The organism is Pseudomonas sp. Irchel 3H9 (genome assembly GCF_900187495.1).
Classification (GTDB): Bacteria; Pseudomonadota; Gammaproteobacteria; order Pseudomonadales; family Pseudomonadaceae; genus Aquipseudomonas; species Aquipseudomonas sivasensis.
On sequence record NZ_FYDK01000012.1, the window covers coordinates 60980 to 78958 of the forward strand.

14 protein-coding genes and 1 rRNA gene are annotated in these 17979 nt (G+C 61.1%); 9 read left to right on the plus strand and 6 right to left on the minus strand.

The window, feature by feature from the left end:
* Positions 1-8 precede the first annotated feature (8 nt).
* From CKW32_RS27360 to CKW32_RS27395, 8 genes are read left to right on the plus strand one after another with little or no spacing between them, the layout of a single operon-like run.
* The gene (locus CKW32_RS27360; protein ID WP_032888220.1) at positions 9-2000 is read left to right on the plus strand and encodes an exopolysaccharide transport family protein; all 1992 of its coding nucleotides are present in this window, start codon (positions 9-11) and stop codon (positions 1998-2000) included.
* Complete coding sequence (locus CKW32_RS27365) at positions 2000-3190, plus strand: glycosyltransferase (protein ID WP_095186472.1); 1191 nt, start codon at positions 2000-2002, stop codon at positions 3188-3190. Before CKW32_RS27360 ends, CKW32_RS27365 begins: the two co-directional genes overlap by 1 nt.
* Positions 3180-4508 (plus strand): beta-galactosidase, encoded by a 1329-nt coding sequence (locus CKW32_RS27370; RefSeq protein WP_095186473.1) that lies wholly within the window; start codon positions 3180-3182, stop codon positions 4506-4508. Before CKW32_RS27365 ends, CKW32_RS27370 begins: the two co-directional genes overlap by 11 nt.
* A gap of 8 nt (positions 4509-4516) precedes the next feature.
* Positions 4517-5734: a glycosyltransferase family 4 protein gene (locus CKW32_RS27375; RefSeq protein ID WP_095186474.1), complete on the plus strand. Its 1218-nt coding sequence runs from the start codon at positions 4517-4519 to the stop codon at positions 5732-5734.
* Positions 5725-6828 carry a glycosyltransferase family 1 protein gene (locus CKW32_RS27380; protein ID WP_095186475.1) on the plus strand — a complete coding sequence of 368 codons (1104 nt, stop codon included), beginning with the start codon at positions 5725-5727 and terminating at the stop codon, positions 6826-6828. Before CKW32_RS27375 ends, CKW32_RS27380 begins: the two co-directional genes overlap by 10 nt.
* A gap of 2 nt (positions 6829-6830) precedes the next feature.
* Positions 6831-8258: an O-antigen ligase gene (locus CKW32_RS27385; RefSeq protein WP_095186476.1), complete on the plus strand. Its 1428-nt coding sequence runs from the start codon at positions 6831-6833 to the stop codon at positions 8256-8258.
* Positions 8258-9667, plus strand: a complete 1410-nt coding sequence (gene murJ / locus CKW32_RS27390; RefSeq protein WP_032888208.1) for a murein biosynthesis integral membrane protein MurJ — start codon at positions 8258-8260, stop codon at positions 9665-9667. The genes CKW32_RS27385 and murJ overlap by 1 nt, the downstream gene beginning before the upstream one ends.
* 22 nt (positions 9668-9689) lie before the next feature.
* Positions 9690-10730, plus strand: coding sequence for an acyltransferase family protein (locus CKW32_RS27395; RefSeq protein ID WP_095186477.1), 1041 nt, complete (start codon positions 9690-9692; stop codon positions 10728-10730).
* Between the two features lie 25 nt (positions 10731-10755).
* Here CKW32_RS27395 and CKW32_RS27400 read toward each other — a convergent pair whose 3' ends face one another.
* The 4 genes from CKW32_RS27400 to CKW32_RS27415 form a co-directional block, all read right to left on the minus strand.
* On the minus strand, positions 10756-11331 hold the full coding sequence (locus CKW32_RS27400) for a DUF4174 domain-containing protein (RefSeq protein ID WP_032888204.1): 576 nt from the start codon (positions 11329-11331) through the stop codon (positions 10756-10758).
* Positions 11332-11495: 164 nt separating this feature from the next.
* On the minus strand, positions 11496-12128 hold the full coding sequence (locus tag CKW32_RS27405; RefSeq protein ID WP_095186478.1) for a glutathione S-transferase N-terminal domain-containing protein: 633 nt from the start codon (positions 12126-12128) through the stop codon (positions 11496-11498).
* Positions 12129-12187: 59 nt separating this feature from the next.
* Complete coding sequence (locus CKW32_RS27410) at positions 12188-14545, minus strand: DNA polymerase II (RefSeq protein ID WP_095186479.1); 2358 nt, start codon at positions 14543-14545, stop codon at positions 12188-12190.
* A 201-nt stretch (positions 14546-14746) separates the two neighbouring features.
* A complete protein-coding gene (locus CKW32_RS27415) occupies positions 14747-15214 on the minus strand; it encodes an SRPBCC family protein (RefSeq protein ID WP_095186480.1) in 468 nt (155 codons plus the stop codon).
* A gap of 99 nt (positions 15215-15313) precedes the next feature.
* Here CKW32_RS27415 and CKW32_RS27420 point away from each other — a divergent pair, with 99 nt between their 5' ends.
* Positions 15314-15715: a GFA family protein gene (locus tag CKW32_RS27420; protein WP_032888194.1), complete on the plus strand. Its 402-nt coding sequence runs from the start codon at positions 15314-15316 to the stop codon at positions 15713-15715.
* A 1-nt stretch (position 15716) separates the two neighbouring features.
* Here the strand turns inward: CKW32_RS27420 and mrdA are convergent, their stop codons facing one another.
* Positions 15717-17609 (minus strand): penicillin-binding protein 2, encoded by a 1893-nt coding sequence (gene mrdA, locus CKW32_RS27425; protein ID WP_032888193.1) that lies wholly within the window; start codon positions 17607-17609, stop codon positions 15717-15719.
* A 273-nt stretch (positions 17610-17882) separates the two neighbouring features.
* Positions 17883-17979, minus strand: a 5S ribosomal RNA gene (gene rrf, locus CKW32_RS27430); the annotation flags it as partial.

Consider the following 17979-nt stretch of genomic DNA (forward strand, 5'->3'; position numbering starts at 1 on the left):
GACATCCTATGATCGAGATCCGTTCTTTTCGTGATCTGCTGCGCCTGTTCTTCATCTTCCGGCGCGAGTTCAAACTGGCCGCCATTGCCGCGTTGGTGATCATACTGCTGGGGGCGTTCCTGCTGCCGGCCAAGTACGAATCCACCGCTCGACTGCTGGTGAAACCGGGCCGCGATTCGACCCTGCCCATCGAGATCAGTAATCGTCAGGCGCTGGTGATGCCCAGCACCCAGCGCGACCCGATTGTCGACGAAGAACGCCTGCTGACCGGGCGCCCTATCGTGCGTGCAGTGGCCGAGCACTACCTGGAAGTCATCAACAATGCGCCGCCGCCGGAGGGTTTCTGGAAGCGCACCAAGCACGCCGTCAAGGAGGGCGTCGGCGCGGTGTTCGACGGTATTCGCGTGGTGCTGGAAAGCGTCGGTGTGATCGAAAAAACCACGCCGGTGGAACGCCTTGCCGCCAACCTGGAAAAGAGCTTTGAAGTGAGCCACGCCGCCGGTTCCACGGTGATGGACATCAGCTTCACCTGGGGTGATCCGCAAATCGCCCAGGCGGTGGTCAAGGATTGGGTCGAGACCTACATCAACGAACGCACCCAGGCTCTGGGACGCAAGAGTTTGTATGTGTTCTATGAAGGTCAGGTGTCCACCAGCGCCACGGAGATCAAGGGCTACAAGGAGCAGATCCTCACACACCTGAATGAGATCGGTGCGGCCAGCATCACTGATCGCCTGGAAGACTTGTCCGAGCGCATCAACGTATTGCGCGGCGAGACGTTCAACACCACGCGCCTGATCGCCTCCTCCGACAGCGCCATCGCGAGCACTCGCACGCAGCTCAAGACCCAACCCAAGGAAGTGACCACGGTTCGCCAGATAGCACTGAACCCGCAGCAGCAGGACTTGCGTCGCCTGCTCAACCAGAAGCTGCTGGAAAAGGCTGACATGATGCGCACCTACACGGATAACGCGCCGCCGGTCAAAGCCCTGGATGCGTCGATCCGCGCGATGCAGGCCCACGTCTCCAGCGAAAGCAACACCGTGCAGAGCTCGGAAAACCGTGCGCCCAACACGCTGGAAATCCACTTGCAGCGCGTGCTGCTGGATGAAACGAGCAACAACCTGGCGCTGCGCACTCAACTGGTCCAGCAGCAAAAGCAACTGGTCAACCTTGAAGCTCAACGCAAGCAAGCCCTGGAGATCGAACCGGAGTTGACCCGCCTGGGCCGCGAGCTGAGCACCGCCGAACGCAACTACGCGTTGTACGTGGACAACCTGGAAAAATCGCGTATCGACCGTGAGCTGGATAACAGCCAGATCAGCAACATCGCGGTGATCGAAGAAGCCACCCTGAACCCCGGCCGCATCTTCCCGAAAACCTTGGTGATGCTGCTGTTGGCGATTCCGTTTGCGATCGTCGTCGGCCTGCTTGTGATCTACCTTTGCTACCTGCTCGACCAGCGCATCCACGACGGTGGTTTGGTGGAACGCAAGTTCGGCCTGCCACTGTGGACGACCCTGCCGGAATTGGACACCAGCACCGCCCAAGGCACCAACGCGTTCAATGCAAGCATCTACCGCCTGTACGGTTTGCTGCAGTTGGAGCGGATTGCCGAGCAAGGCATGACGCTGGGGCTGACCTCAGCGCGCCATGGCGAGGGGGTGACCTTTGTGGTGGAACACCTGCGTCAGTTGCTCCAGGAAAACGGCATCAACGTGCGGGTCGGCGGGGCTGAACCTGCCAAGCCGGGCGAAGTGGTGCTGCTGGACGCGTCGGCGCTGCTGGATAACCGCGATGCGTTTATCAACCTGCGCCGCGCCGACCTGATCGCCCTGGTGGTGGAAGCGAATACCAGCACGGTGCCCGTGGTCGAGCACGCGCTGTCGATCCTCAACACGGCATTCGGCAAGGTGGACGGCATCATCATCAACCGGCGTAAGTTCGAAGTGCCGGCCAAGGTGCTTAAATTCATCGCCAAGTACCGGGGAGCGTTCTGATGCGCATCGCCCTGCTCGCCCCATTGCCGCCGGAAAAAAACGGGATCGCCGACTACGCGAACCATTTCCGCACGGCATTGGAACACCTGGGCGTAACGGTGATGACGCCGTTGACCGGTGTGGCGAGCAACAGCGAGGCCATCAAGCAGGCTATCGCTGCATTCGACTGGCAGAGTGTGGACCTGGTCCACGCCGAACTGGGCGGCGGGCGGCTGGGGGAGTTTCTGGCCCTGCGTGAACTGCGCAAGACCTACCCGGCATTGCCCTTGACCGCCACCGTGCATGACCCGGAACGGATCGTGTGGCGGCGCGAGCAGTTGCCATTTCCGCTGAACCTGCTGGACCGCTTGCCGAGCCCGCTGCCCCAGGCGGCGGTCGTGCTGGCCGACCCACTGACCCTGCGTGAAGAGCGTCAGGTCGCTAAAGGCCTGACGCGGCTGATCACCCTCACTCGCCTGGGCGCCCAATGCCTGAGCCAGCGCATGCAACTGCCGTCGGGCAAAGTCGCGGTGATCAACCACGCCAACCTGGCCATCCCACCCGTGCCGCTGCCGCCGCTGGACACGCTGCACCTGCTGTACTTCGGTTTTATCTACCGGGGCAAAGGCATCGAGGACCTGCTGCAGGCACTGGCTGCCGTGTTCGAACAAGCCCCTGAATTGCGTGACCGTGTGCGCCTGACCCTGGCCGGAGGCACAGCCGCCGAAATGGCGTTTGGCGCAGGCAGCAATTACCTGGAGCAGTTGAATAGCCAAATCGCCGACCTCGGCCTGACGGACGCTATCGATTGGCGGCTGAACTTGCCGGCCGACGACATCGCCCAGACCATTCAGGCGCACCATGTGATGGTGCTGCCCTACCGTGAATCGAAAAAACTCGGCCTGCTCGGGCGCCAGCGCGGCACCAGCGGCGCGTTGTCCTGGGCGGCGGCGTGCGGGCGCGGAGCGATTACTTCGGATGCCCGGGCGTTTGCCGAAGAAGTCGCCAGCGGCAACGGCGCCATCTACCCCGAAGGCGACGTGGCCGCGCTCAGCGAGCAACTGCTGCGCCTGGCGCGCACACCGCTGTTGGCCCGGGACTGGGCCGAACGCGCCGGCGAAATCGGCCGTGAGCGCTTGTGGCCGTTAACCGCGCAGAAGTTCGCCGCACTGTTTGGCGACGCCATTTCAGGAGCTCGCCATGGCGCGTAAACGCACCTACTTCGCCACCCTGGCCGTGGTCGCTGCCTTGGGCCTGACTGCGTTTTTTTGGGGGCGCCAGGCGGATGCAGAAAGCCATGTGCTCAAGGGCAACAAAGAGGTGGTATGGAAGGATTTCCTGGGGGTGAACGCGCAATTCCTATGGTTCAGCCCCGAGCGTTATCAGAAGCAGATCGACCGTCTCAAGGCGCTGGGTTTGGAGTGGGTGCGCCTGGACCTGCATTGGGATCAATTGGAACCCGTAGAGGGCCAGTACCAGGTGGCAACCCTGGACCAACTGGTGGGCAAGCTGCAGGACAACCAGCTCAAGTCGGTGTTTTACCTGGTCGGCTCGGCGCCGTTTGCCACCACTGCACCGGCGGGTGCGCCCTATCAGGACCAGTACCCGCCGAAGGACCCGAACGTGTTCGCCAACCGCATGGCGTTGCTCGCCCAGCGCTACCCCAGCGTGGACGCCTGGCAAGTGTGGAATGAACCTAACCTGCTGGGCTTCTGGCGTCCGGTGGCCGATCCGGCCGGCTACGCCACGCTGCTGACCACCTCAGCCGCCGCGCTTCGAGCGATGAGCCCGAGCAAACCGGTGGTCGCAGCCGGTATGGCGTTCTTCAGCGAAATGCCTAACGGCCAGACCATGTTCGATGCCCTCGGCGCACTCGGCGTGGCCAGCCTGAATACCGTCATCTCCTACCACCCCTACACCCAATTGCCCGAAGGCAACGACCCGGCCAACCTGGACTTTATCGCCAAGACCACCGCACTCAACCAAGCCTTGCGCACCGGCGGTGTGCAGACCCTGTGGAGCACAGAATGGGGTTGGTCGACCTACACCGGCCCCAAAGACGCCCAGGACATCATCACCCCACAGGCCCAGGCCGATTACGTAGTACGCCGCCTGGCGCTGATGAGCGCGATGGATTACGACAAGATCTTCCTATTTACCTTGAGCGATCTGGACCAGCGCGCCAGCGTGCGTGACCAGTCCTACGGTTTGCTGGACATCGACACTAACCCCAAGCCGGTCTACACCGCGCTGAAAAACTTTCTCGACGTCAGCGGGCCGAAGCTAATCCCCGGCGACCCACCCACCGCCGACCAATTGCCCGATGGCCTGTTCAGCATCGGCTGGACCCGCACAGATGGTCGCAAGTTATGGTTTTTTTGGTCGGCACAAGGCGGTGACGCTCACTTGCCAGGATTGGCCAGCGCGACCCTGTATGACCCGCTGCGCGGCACGCAAACCCCGGTGAGCGGCACCAACGGACTGACCATCACGGTCAAGCCAAACCTGCAAATACTGTTATGGGAGTGAGGCCTGCGATGCGCATTTTATGGATCCTGCCCTACTCGCCCTGGCCCGCCACCAGCGGCGGCAAGACGCGTCAGTTCCATTTGCTGCGCAGCCTTGCGGCGCGTGGGCACCAGATCACCTTGCTGCTGCATGACAAGCACCCGGTGTCGCTCACCGACCGCCAGGTGCTGGAGGCGTTTGTCGAACAGTTGATCATTCTGCCGCGCCGCCCGTTGCGCAGTTTCAAGACCCTGGTGGCCGGGCTGTTTGCGCCCTACCCGCTGCTGGCCAGCGTGAATGGTTTGGCGGGCGAGTTGCAGGACACTTTCAATTGGTTGCTGGGTGAGCAGTGGGACGTGGTGCAGATTGAGCACAGCTACAGCTTCCAGCCTTACGAAGATGCACTGGCGCGCAAGTCACAGCCGTTTGTGCTGACCGAACACAATGTGGAGTCGGCCCTGGGCGCAGCCACTTACGACCGTTTGCCGCGTTGGGCGCTGCCGTTCATTCGCTACGATCAATGGCGCTATACCCGCTGGGAACGCCGAGTGATGCGCCAGGCCGCGCAGGTGGTGGCCGTCACCGACAGCGACGCGCAGGTCCTGGAAAAAATCGCCGGAAAACCGGTACCGGTGGTTGTCAATGGCGTGGACTGCGATCACTTCGCCGCCGCCCGTCCCGACCCGTCGACCCGACGCGTGCTGTTCCTGGGCAACTATGAATACGCGCCGAACGTGGACGCCATCGAATGGGCGCTGGATGAAATCCTGCCCAAGGTCTGGGCGCGCTGCCCGGATGCGCGCATGAGCGTGTGCGGTTTCGGCATGCCGGGCAGTTGGCGCGAGCGCTGGAAGGACCCGCGCATCGAGTGGCAAGGTTTCGTGCCCGACCTGCTGAATCTGCAATCAAGCTGCTCGGTCTTTCTGGCGCCGTTGCGCCACGGCGGCGGGTCGAAACTCAAGGTGCTAGAAGCCCTGGCCGCCGGCCTGCCGCTGGCCAGCACCGAGCAAGGTGTATCCGGGCTGGACTTGGTGGAAGGCCTGGACTACCTCGGCGGACAAAGCGCCACCAAGCTGGCCGATGCGGTGGTACGCCTGCTGCAATTCCCCGACGCCGCCGCGCCCATGGGTGAAGCTGGCCGCGCCTACGTGCGTCGGGCCCATGACTGGAGCGTCGCCGCCAGCCAGTTGGAGCAGGTGTACGCCACCCTCGCGCCGCAGAACCAAAAGGAGCCGGCATGCGTGTAGGCCTGGATTACCGCACCGTCGGCACCTCGCCGCAATCGGGCATCAGCCGCCAGGTGTATGCGCTGGAGAGTGCGCTGCACACGCTGCCGAACATCGACGTCGAGCGCTTTACCGTGGCCCCCCTGGGCGATGAAACCCGGTTGTGGGCCCATTGCCCGGCTTGGGGCTGCGCCAAGACTGCCATGCACCAGCCACAGAATCGCCTGCGTTTCGAGGCGGGTTTCTTGCCGCGGGCCTTGCGCGAACACCATGTCGATTTGTACATCAGCACCTTCAATATGGGCCTGCCGTTGCCACCCAAGCCTCAAGGACTGCGCACCGTCGTGCTGTTGCATGATCTGTTTCAGATCACCCTGAACAACTACCACGCCAACCGCTTGAAGGCGTTGATCTACAAGACCAGCGATCGCCTGTCGATTGCCTACGCGGTGCACAGCGCCGACCGCGTGTGGACGCCGTCGCAATACAGCGCCGATGAAACCCTGCGGCTGTTCCCCAAGGCGGCGGGCAAGATTCGCGTGTTGCCCAACCAGGTCGATGGGTTCTCCGAGCTGGCCGCCGACCTCAGCACACGCCAGTTGCCTGCGCGTTACTGGTTGCTGGTGGGCACCCGCGAGTTGCGCAAAAACGTGCCATTTCTGGTGGACGCCTGGCAGCAAGCGCGACGCCAATCGCCCTCAGTGCCGGAACTGGTATTGGTAGGCAGCCTCGATCATTTGCCCGAAGCCCAGCGCACACTGCCAGGTATTCGCGCCTTGAGCGGTGTGTCGGACGCTGAGTTGCACGCGTTGTACCGCCGGGCCTCGCGCCTGTGGCAGCCGTCGTATGCCGAAGGGTTTGGCCTGCCGGTGATCGAAGCCTTGAGCGTCGGCACCCCCGTGGCGGTGGCCAGCGGTACATCACTGGATGAAATCACGCCACCGTCAGCCCCCCGCTTTTCGCCCACCGATGGCCCGGCGCTGACGCAATTGATGATAGGCCTGGGCGAGCAGCCCGACGAAGAATCCCCCGAGCAACGCCGCCAGTGGGCGCAACGCTTCAACCACCACGCTTATCGCCGGCGCCTGGCCGAACTGATCGAGGAACTGACGTGAGAGTGAATCTGGCAAGCCTCGTCGCGATACTCTTCGGCCTGCTGTTTGGCGCCCTGGCTTTGCTGCTGTCGCCGGCCAAGGCGTTTCTGGCTGTGATCGGTCTGGCGGCTGCGGTGACCATCCTGCGCTTTCCGTTCTGGGGCCTGTTGCTGTTTGCGGCCGTGGCGACGTTCATGCCGTATTCCACGGTTAACCTGGGCATTCGCACCACGGTGAGCGAGGCGATTCTGGCCCTCACCTGGGGCGCGATCCTGTGGCACAGCTTCCTGTCGCGCCTGCCGCAAGCGCCCAGCCTGACCCGACGGCCCACCGACCAAATGCTGTTGTGGCTGATGCTGTTCAGTGCGTTCCCCTTCATGGTCGGTCAGGTTATCACCCACGCCGACAGCAGCGGCTTGGCCAACTGGCTGCGCTGGTTGCTGAACCTGTCGGGGGTGTTCCTCGCGGCCAAATTGCTGGGGGATCAAAAGCACCGCGAATCTCTGGTGATCGCACTGTTGCTCGGCACCCTGGCGATGCTGGTGTTGTCCATTGGGGTGTTTGTGCGCACACGCTCAGGGGCCGGGATCGCGCCGATTCTTGGCCTGTTCAACTACGCCAATTTCGACATGCTCAAATTTGGTCTGGAGGCCATGTCTTCGCGCATGGGCTCGCCGTGGACGCACCCGAATGCCATCGGTGGGATCATGGCGTTGCTGCTGCCTTTAGCCTTCTGCTTCGGCATGACCGAACAAGGCTGGAAACGCGCACTCGGTTTGGGCGTGGCCTGTTTGGGAGCGGCGGCATTGCTGCTGGCCAGCAGCCGTGGCGCGATGGTCAGCCTGGCGCTGGTGCTGATATGGATGGCCTCACGGCGCGTGCCGTACACCGGTCGCCTATTGATGATCGGTGCGGCGCTGACGATAGCGCTGGTGATGGCTTATCCACCGTTGCAGGATCGCCTGGCGACGATTTTTTCTACGAACAACGCCAGTACCGAAGTGCGTTTCGATGAATACCGCATGTTCCCGCAGGCCGTGGCGGCCTATCCGCTGGGCATCGGCTTCAAGGTCGACCCGCCAGTGCCGGGCACTGGTCTGCTGGGCATCTCCAACCTATGGCTGAACTACATCTACAAGATAGGCCTCATCGGCATGCTGCTGTTTGTGGCGGTGACCGTCCGCTGGTGGCGTGAAGCCCGTCCAGAGAAAGGTCCGATCCGCCTGACCAAGGACAACGCCCTGTGGCTGGGTACCACGGCGGGGATTCTGTCCGCGCTGGTCAGTGGCTTGTTTGACCACTACTTCAGTTTTGCGGTGGTGATGGTGGCGCTGTTCTGGCTGATGGTGGGCATCAATGTGCTGGAGGCGCGGCGCTTGTTTCCGGCGCGCCTGCCGCAGGTCAAGACAGTGACCTACCGTAAACCACTGTTCAACGGCGCACGGCCCTGATGCTGGGCTCCGCCGCATGGCTGACCCTGGCGACTCTGCTTGGCCTGTGCCTGGGGTTCGCCCGTGAGTGGTTGCTGGTGGCGGCGTGGGGCGCGGGGGAGCGCAGTGATGCGTTCCTGATTGCGCTGTTCTTGCCCGAGGCGCTGCGCATGTCTTTGGCCGGCGGCGTGCTCAGTGCGGCGGCGTTGCCGTTGTACCTGGCGCGAAAGGATGGCGAGCGGCTGGACTGGCTGGCGGTATTGTTTCCGGCCTTGATGCTGATCGCCTTGGTGACCAGTCTGCTGCTGACGCTGTTGGCGCCGTGGCTGGTGCAAGTGCTCGGCCCAGGGTTGGCCGACACCGCGACGGCGTTGGCCAGCAGCAACCTGCAGGTCGTCGCCTGGTGCGTACCGGGGCTGATGCTGCATGCGCTGTTCAGCATTCCATTGCAGGCCAGCGAGCGTTTTGTGCTGGCCGGCTTGGGCTCGCTGCTGTTCAACCTGCCACCAGTGACGTACCTCGCCCTCGCCGGCACCGCGACTCAACCCCACTCACTGGCCCTGGCATGCCTCGCCGGCAGCTTGCTGATGCCATTGGCGCTGCTGCCGTCGATGTGGCGCCAAGGCTGGCGGCCGTGGCGCTGGCAGCTGAGCTTCGCGCCGTTACGCGAGCTGGGCCAACGCATCGGTCCCTTATTGATAAGCAACGGAGCCAGCCAGGGCCTGGCGCTGATCGAAAGACTCGTAGCATCGCTGCTTGGCGAAGGCGCAGTCACCTGGGTCAACCTGGCCCGCAAGCTGATGAACCTGCCGCTGATTGCGTTGATGAGCCTCAATCAGGTGCTGCTGGGCATGATGAGCCGACGTCAGGGCGATGCGCGCCTGGCCCTGCTCAAGCGCGGCCTGGAAACCGCCAGCGTGCTGACGCTGCCCGCCGGCGTCGGGCTGGTAGCCGCCGCACCAAGCCTGGTGGCGCTGCTGTTGCCCCAGCAATCGTCTGACTCGCCATTGCCGCTGCTGCTGGCGTGGTTTGCCGTGCCGTTGGTGTTCGGCGCCTGGAACGCCTTGCTCGCGCGTTACGCCTACGCCGCCGGCGATACACGCCAGCCGCTGCGCTGCGAATTGCTCGGTAGCCTGGTCAACGTGTTGCTGCTCTGCGTCTTGCCATTTGTGTTCGGCCTGGCAGGAATTCCACTGGCCGCGCTGGCGGGAGTGATCTGCACCGCGTTGCTGCTGATGCAACGCCAAACACTGCTCGGCGCCCTGCCCTGGGCCCGGCACTGGCTACTCAGTGCGCTGGTGCTGGGCGTGGCGGCGCTGGTGTTGTTTCGTCTTGAAGGCGTATGGCTGCAACTGGGGCTGAGCACCCTGGCCGGTGCCTTGGTATTGCTCGGGATGGGGCTGTGGCTGAAACCATGGCGCAAGGCATGAAGGGTTGACAGGGGAAACGCAGATGAAACATCGCTGGATCCAAATGGACATCGCCAAAGGCATCGGCATCCTGGTGATCGTGTATGCCCACAGTTGGTTTGTCGCCACGTCACCGGACCTTATGTACCTGATCCTGGCGTCGTTCGTACTGCCTTTGTTCTTCTTTCTGTCGGGGGTCCTTTTCAAGCCTGAACAGCCCTTTCTCGAGATGGCGGTGCGTAAGGCGGATGGCCTGCTCAAGCCGTTTTTCTTCACCATGCTGGTGTACGTGATCGTGCGAGATCTGCTGCGCGGCCAGCCGCTGCTGCCGGATATCGGCGGCGTGTTGTATGCCTCGGTGGACACCATCCCATGGCAGGCTCTTTGGTTTTTGCCGCACTTTTGGGTGGCGATTCTGTTTGGTTGGGTGCTGCTACGGTTGATTCAGCGTCTTTCGCTGGCCGTGAGTTGTGTACTGATGCTGGTGCCGCTGCTGATCGGCATCTGGATGCTGCCCTGGTTCTGGCAATTGCCGGTGACGGTCGGCGGGCAAACCTGGGTACTGCCCGGCTTGCCGTTCAGCCTGGACATCACGCTGATCAGCAGCGCGTGTTTCGTCTACGGCTATCTGCTGCGGGACTGGCTGCGTACCCATGCGGGGTCAGTGCTGACCCTGTTGCTTTCGGTGGCGCTGTTCGCGGCTGTGTTCATCTACAGCCACGACACCATGGACCTGGCGCAACGGCGCTACGACCACTGGCTGTGGACCAGCCTGCTGGCGGTGATTGGTGTTTACGTGTGCTGGGCGCTGGCACGGGTGCTGATGGTGTCGGCCCTGATTACCAGGGCGATGACCTATATTGGCCAATCGACGCTGATTTTGTTGATCTTCCATGGCGAGATCCAGCACAAGACGTTTGACCTGATGGAGCGGCTGGGGCTGCATGCGTTTGTCGCGGCGTGTATCGGTTTTGTCGTGGCTGTGGTGGTGCCGTTGTTGATCGGGGAAGTGATCAAGCGGGTGGCGTTTTTGCGGTTTTTCTACTTTCCGTTTCCGGTGCGTAAGCCACAAAAAACCCTGTAGGCGGCGGGCCTACAGGGTTTCGGGTTCAGTCATCCAGTTGTTGAGGGGCTGGCTTGCTGCCCGGCTTTGCGGGCTTGGCGCCCTTGGCTGGCGCTGGTGGGGCGGGTTCAGGTTCTGCGGCGGCAGCGGCTTCTTTCTCCGCCATGGGCATCTGGTCGATGGTGCTGAAGAATTCCTTCAAGTCGAGGGTATCCGGTGGCACGGTCTTCTCAAGTTTCTTATCGCCATCCTTGCCGATCAGGATCACCTTAGTGCCGCTGCCAGCGCCAAGTTTGAGTGCGCGGATCAGTGCATTGGTTTCGGGCGGCGTTAGCTTTTTATTGTCCTTTGGGTCCTTGGCGAACTTCTCGCCTTCGGCGCCAATGCTGCCGAACTTCACGGTGTAGAACACCATGGCGCGCTCTTCAAAGGACTGCTTGATGGCGGGCTCGTCCAGTTGTTTCTTAAGGGTCGCCAGCGTGGAGTTGCCTGAATCAAGCTCAACCACCACCAACGGCCGGGCCTTGCCCAGATCCTGCTTGAGCGGGTTGATATCATCAGCAGCCAACAGCGGCCCCGTAAAAGCCATCAAGGTAGCCAGGGTCAGCGACCGGATGAGCATGCGCACCTCCTTTGAATTCCATGCAGGGTTCTTGAGTTTCATGTCTGCGACAGTCAAATTCAAGGATGATTCCTACAGCGCTTTAAGAAAGCGTAGGTCAGGACGCCCGCTACGCAAGGGTTTGGCGCGGACATCCGTGATTGTTTCCGTTGATTGCGGAAACATTACGAGACCTTCCACTCCGGCCAATGCCGCGCAAAAACCGGGGCCACGACAGGATCGGCATCCACCTGCGCCAACGTCTGGGCAAAGCCGGGTGCCAAGCCGCCCAACGCCTCACGGGCGTCATCCCAGCGCGACACTGCTGCCGCCATAATGCCTAGTGCATTCGGCTCACCGTTCGGCGCAAACAGCTGCTGTTCGAACTGATCGGCGAACACTACCCAGGCCTGATGCAGATAGCGGCGAGTGCCGGTCGCGAGTTGCACTTGGGCCGCTTCATTGGCGTTGCCCAACCAACGTTGCGGGTAGTCAATGATGCCGATCGCCGAATAACAGTTGGCGGCGATATACACCAGGCCTCTGATGATCTGCGCCCGGTCGCCGTTCAGCAGGTGCGAGTCGGGAAATTCGAGCCCCAGGTGAATGAGGATCGCGGCGCTTTCCGTCAGCACCTGCCCGTCGGGAGTGACCAGCGTGGGGATTTGCTTGAGCGGGTTGATGCGTGCCAAGGCTTCGCTGCCCTCGCTCTCCTGCCAGGAGCTGGCGTCCACTCGGTGCCACGGCACCGCACAGCGCTGCAGGGCGATTTCGATCATGCAAGAGCCGGATTCGTCGGTGCCGTAGAGCGTGTACATGAGCGTTTTCTCCTATCGATGGAGGCATAACCTCCCACACTTTTAAGGGGTGTTGATCGTTAGAACAGCCCCATTTGCCCACCGACCAAGGTGCCGAAATCGTCATTCACAAAGGGCAGAATCGCATCGGCCACCGGCTGCAACTGCCGGGTAACGTAGTGATCGTAGTCGATGGGCGCTTGGCGTACTTCCAACGGTTCAGGGCCGTTGACGCTGATCACGTAGCTGATCCAACCGCCGCGCTGGTACTGGCGCGGCCGCCCCAGGCGGTCATTGTAGTCATCGGCCAGGCGCGCGGCGCGCACGTGGGGCGGTACGTTGCGTTCGTAGTCATCCAACCGGCGGCGCAGGCGCTTGCGGTAAATCAGCAGTTCGTCGAATTCGCCGCTCAGGGTTCGGCGAACGTAGTCGCGAATGTAGTCCTGATGGGGCTGGCGGTGAAAGATGCGCTGGTAGAGTTCCTGCTGGAATTGCCGAGCCAGGGGCGACCAGTCGCTGCGCACGGTTTCCAGGCCTTTGTAGACCATGTCTTCGCTGCCATCAGCACGCGTGACCAAGCCGGCGTAGCGTTTTTTGCTGCCCTCCTCCGCACCGCGAATGGTGGGCATGAGAAAGCGCGTGAAGTGGGTTTCGTATTGCAACTCCAGAGCGCTTTGCAGGCCAAATGCGCTGTACAGATGCTCGCGCCACCACGCATTGACGTGCTGCACCAGCGCCTGTCCGATACGGCTGGCAGCTTCCTGGGAATGGGCCTTGCCGAGCCAGACGAAGGTTGAATCGGTGTCGCCGTAGATCACCTCATAGCCCTGAGCTTCGACCAGCTCGCGGGTCTGACGCATGATCTGGTGGCCGCGCATCGTGATCGAGGACGCCAGTCGTGTGTCAAAGAAGCGGCATCCGCTGGAACCGAGCACGCCATAAAACGCATTCATGATGATTTTCAGAGCTTGGGACAGCGGCGCGTTGTGTTCGCGCTTGGCCACTTCACGGCCCTCGGAGACGCGGGCGACGATAGACGGCAGGCAATGACGCGTACGGGAAAAACGCGCACCGCGAAAACCTTCCACTGACTCGCTGTAGTCCGGGTGCTTGAGGCCTTCGATCAAGCCCACGGGGTCGATCAAAAAGCTGCGGATGATCGACGGGTAGAGGCTTTTGTAATCGAGTACCAGCACGGATTCGTAGAGACCGGGACGTGAGTCCATGACAAATCCGCCGGGGCTGGCCTGGGGCGGTTTGTCGCCCAGGTTGGGCGCGACAAAACCCTGGCGGTGCATCAGCGGCATGTACAAGTGGGTGAATGCTGCGACCGATCCGCCATTGCGGTCGGCTGGCAACCCGGTGACGCTGGCTCGTTCGAGCAGGAACTTGAGCAGTTCGGTCTTCTCGAAAATCCGCGTGACCAGCTCGCAGTCCTTGAGGTTGTAGCGCGCCAGTGCGGGCTTGTCCTCGGCGAACATGCGGTTGATTTCGTCCATGCGCTGGTAGGGCGTGGAGATATCCTTGCCCTCGTCCAGCAAGGTCTGCGCAACGTTTTCCAGACTGAAGGATTCAAAGCTCCAGGTGGCCGACCGCAGGGCTTCGATACCGTCGATGATCAGGCGCCCCGCCGCTGCGGCGAAGTAATGGTTGCGACTGCCATGTTCGCGCCAGGCCATGGGTTCGTCGCCACGGCCAAGCATGAGCGGCACCTTGAGGCGTTGGGCGTGTTCGTGGAGCACGCGCAGGTCGAACTGCACGACATTCCAGCCGATGATGGCGTCGGGATCAAAGGTGGCGAGCCATTGGTTGAGGCGCTCCAGCAGTTGGGCGCGGGTGTCGCAGTAGTCGAGCTTGAAGTCCACTGCGTCGGTTTTGTTCGGTGGCCCGAGCATGTAGACCTGGCGCTCACCGCAGCCTTCAAGGGCGATGGAGTACAGGTCGCCCTGAGCGGTGGTCTCTATGTCCAGGGACACCAGTTTGAGCGGTGGGCGGTAGTCGGCGGAAGGTTTCATCTGCGCGTCGCACAGAGCACCAGAGACGTCGGGTGTGCCACCGAACCAGACCGGGGCGGTGATAAAGCGCTCCATCATGTAGCGCTCAGGTGGACGTACATCGGCTTCGTAGACGTCGACGCCGGCAGCGCGCAGGCGTTTTTCTACATCCATCAATTGGCGGTGCTGGCGGGTGTACAGGCCCAGGACCGGGCGGTGATGAAAATCGCACAACTGCAAGGGGCGCAATTCAATATCACGCTCGCCCTTGAGCAACCAATCCAGCGGCTTGCGATGGGCCTCTGGGATGAACATCACCGAGGTCTGCATGGGTAGGCGGATGAACTGTGGGCCCTGGTCCGTGGCCAGCCAGAAACTGACCTCCGTACCCGCCGGGGTATCGCGCCAATGCCGGGTCAGGACAAAACCCTGCTGTAAATCCACCTTGCCGCACCTCAGGAATCGCTTTCAGGCGTTGATTCTACGCGGCATACGGGCCAGCGCGGCAGGTAAACGCGCGCACAGGCTGCAATCTCACAAATTTATTCTATTAGCCAACTCAGGGCTCTTGGCACATAGGAAGTCACTACAGCCATGGGAGCTGAAAGCTGTAAGCACGGGCATCAGCAATGATGCCCGCTTGGGTCATGCCCGACGGGCAGTGTTCAGATAGTTTTCGATATTACCCATCTGCTCGTCCCAGCCACGAGAGTTCATCTTGAAGGCCTTCTGGCGACGAGCCTGGGGCACTGCGTCGAAGCCGGACTCCACAACCCGAAGCAGAATGCCCGGAGCACGATCTTCAATCGTGAACTCAACCAAGGTGGGTGTCTCCTGGTCATAATCGACGCCCTTCTCAACCGCAAAGGGATGCCACCAGAAAGAGAACAATGTCTGTGGCAGGATGCGTTCGATTTTGGCTTTCCAGACCACATGCTCGTAACCTGGATAGGTAATCGGCGCCTCGATGGTTTCTCCCACCTCGAAGACTTTGCCCTTAAGGGCGACGCCAAACCAATCGCCGAATTGCTCAGCGTTGGTCAGTGCCTCCCAGACCTGTTTGCGTGAAGCGTTGAGCAGGACTTTTCGCTCGATGCGATCTAATACGTGCATAAGTCACCTCCTCCATTGACAGTAGGCGACATCAAACAATGCGCAACCTGAGGTTGTAAGCAATGATGATGACCCCATCCTTGAACCCGGCAATACGTTATGACTGAACCATTGAATGGAAGTTGCTTTTGCAAAGGTGTGCGCTATCAGGTGGACATCTTGGATATGCCCATCAGCCACTGCCATTGCAGGAGCTGCCGCAAGATACACGCGGCGGCGTTTGTCGCCACGGCAGGGGTGATGCGCGAACATTTTCGCTGGACGTTAGGGGAGGAATTGCGCGCGGCCTTCGAGTCTTCACCGGGAAAATTCAGACATTTTTGCAAACGCTGCGGCTCACACCTGATGGCGGAGCGTAGCCAGCAGCCCCATGTAATTGTGCGAGTGGCAACGCTGGATGATGATCCGGGCGTCAGTCCCACCTCGCACATATGGGCGAGCCACGATGTACCCTGGCTCGCCTATGAGGATATGGAACGCTGGGACGAGTGGAAGCCATGACCTAGACGCGCGGCTCACCCGGTGCCTTGGCTGGCGCTGCATATTGCGGCTTCAGGTGACCGTCCTGGTCCAGCAGCCAAGCATCCATGATCTGCCGCACGACCGGTCCTGCAACGCGACCACCGGCCTCACCGTTTTCGATCATCACCGAGATCACGATTTTCGGGTGTTCGGCGGGAGCAAAGCCGACGAACAAGGCGTTGTCGCGGTGGCGTTCCAATGTCTTCTCACGGTTATAGCGCTCGCCCTGCTTGATCGCGACCACTTGGGCCGTACCACTCTTGCCGGCGATGCGATATTGCGCACCTTGCGCAGCGGCCCGAGCGATACCGCGCGGATCGTGCATTACCAGTTGCATGCCGTGGTTGACCTGCTCCCAGTCGCGCGGGTCTTTGAGTACAACGTTCGGCATGGGGTTTTCGTCGACGGGCGGCACGCCATTGATCGTTTTGGCCAGGTGCGGTCGGTTCCATACACCCTTGTTGGCGATCAGCGCGGTGGCCTGAGCCAGTTGCAGCGGCGTGACCTGCATGTAGCCTTGGCCGATGCCGAGAATCACGGTTTCGCCTGGAAACCAGGGCTGGCGGCGGGTCGCGCGCTTCCAGGCCTGAGACGGCATCAGGCCGGCTGACTCTTCAAACATGTCTAGGGATACTTTCTGACCCAGGCCGAATTCCGCCAGATAGTCGTGTAGGCGGTCGATACCCAGCTTGTGGGCCAGGTCGTAAAAGTATGTGTCGTTGGAGCGCATGATGGCTGCGTCCATATCCACCCAACCGTCGCCGCTATGGTTCCAATTGCGGTATTTGTGGTCGAAGTCGGGTAGTTGGTAGTAACCCGGGTCGAAAACCCGGGTTTGGGCGGTGACGACACCGCTGTCTAGGCCTGCGATGGCCACTTCTGGCTTGATGGTCGACCCCGGTGCGTACAGGCCTCTAAGGACACGGTTGAACAGCGGTCGGTCGATGGAGTCGTGCAGCGCGGCATATTCCTTGAAGCTGATACCGGTTACGAACAGGTTCGGATCGAAGCTGGGCTTGCTGACCATGGCCAGTACTTCACCGGTTTGCGGGTCAAGTGCCACTACTGAGCCGCGACGATCACCCAGGGCCTCCTCAGCCGCTTCCTGGAGCTTGACGTCGAGGCTCAGGACGATGTTCTTGCCGGGGATCGGGTCAGTATGCTTGAGCACGCGCAGCACGCGACCCTGGGCGTTGGTCTCAACCTCTTCATAACCGACATGACCGTGTAGCTCGGATTCGTAAAACCGCTCAATACCGGTCTTGCCGATAGACTGCGTGCCACGGTACTCCACGGAGTCGAGGGTCTTAGATTCTTTCTCGTTGATACGGCCCACATAGCCAATGGAGTGGGCGAAGTGAGCGGCCAGCGGATAGTGACGGACGAACTGTGGTTCTACATCGACCCCCGGCAGGCGGAACTCATTCACTGCCAGCAACGCAATTTGCTCTTCGGTCAACTCGTAAAACAACGTCACTGGAACGAAGGGATGGCGCGCTTGCTTCAAGGCCTTGTCGAATAATCCACGGTCCTCAGGCGGCAAGTGCAGGAGATTGACGATGGCATCCAACTCTCCCTTGAGGTCGGTGGTGCGTTCTCGGGTGATGGTCAGGTTGTAGCTGGGGCGATTGTCGGCCAATACCACACCGTTGCGGTCATAGATAAGGCCACGCGTCGGCGTAATGGGTAATACGTGGACGCGGTTGTTCTCAGAAATTGTGGAGTGGTAGTCGAACTGTACGACCTGCAGGAAATACATACGCCCCACCAGAGCGCATGTGATGCCAATGACCAGTAGCGCGCAAGCGAGCAGGCGTTTGTTGACAAGACGGTTTTCTTTTTCGTGATCTTTGATCGGTATCGGTTCTGGCATTTCTACAGCATCTCGTTGAAGAGGGTCGACGCCGCATCCTGCGATGAAAGATCAATCCTTGGGAAAATGTGCTGCACCATACCAAAAATGCAGAAACACTTTGCATTGAATTCCTCAACGGTACTTTGACGGATGTTTGCACATCAATGACCAAGGTGGCAGGCCCCCCCGTCCCTGAGGATATTCGAGAGCTCGCCCTGACCCGCCCTCGCACTTTCCGCCCGCCCAAAACAAAACCCCATCTGCTTTCGCAAATGGGGTTTCGGAATTTAATCTTGACGATGACCTACTCTCACATGGGGAAACCCCACACTACCATCGGCGATGCATCGTTTCACTACTGAGTTCGGGATGGGATCAGGTGGTTCCA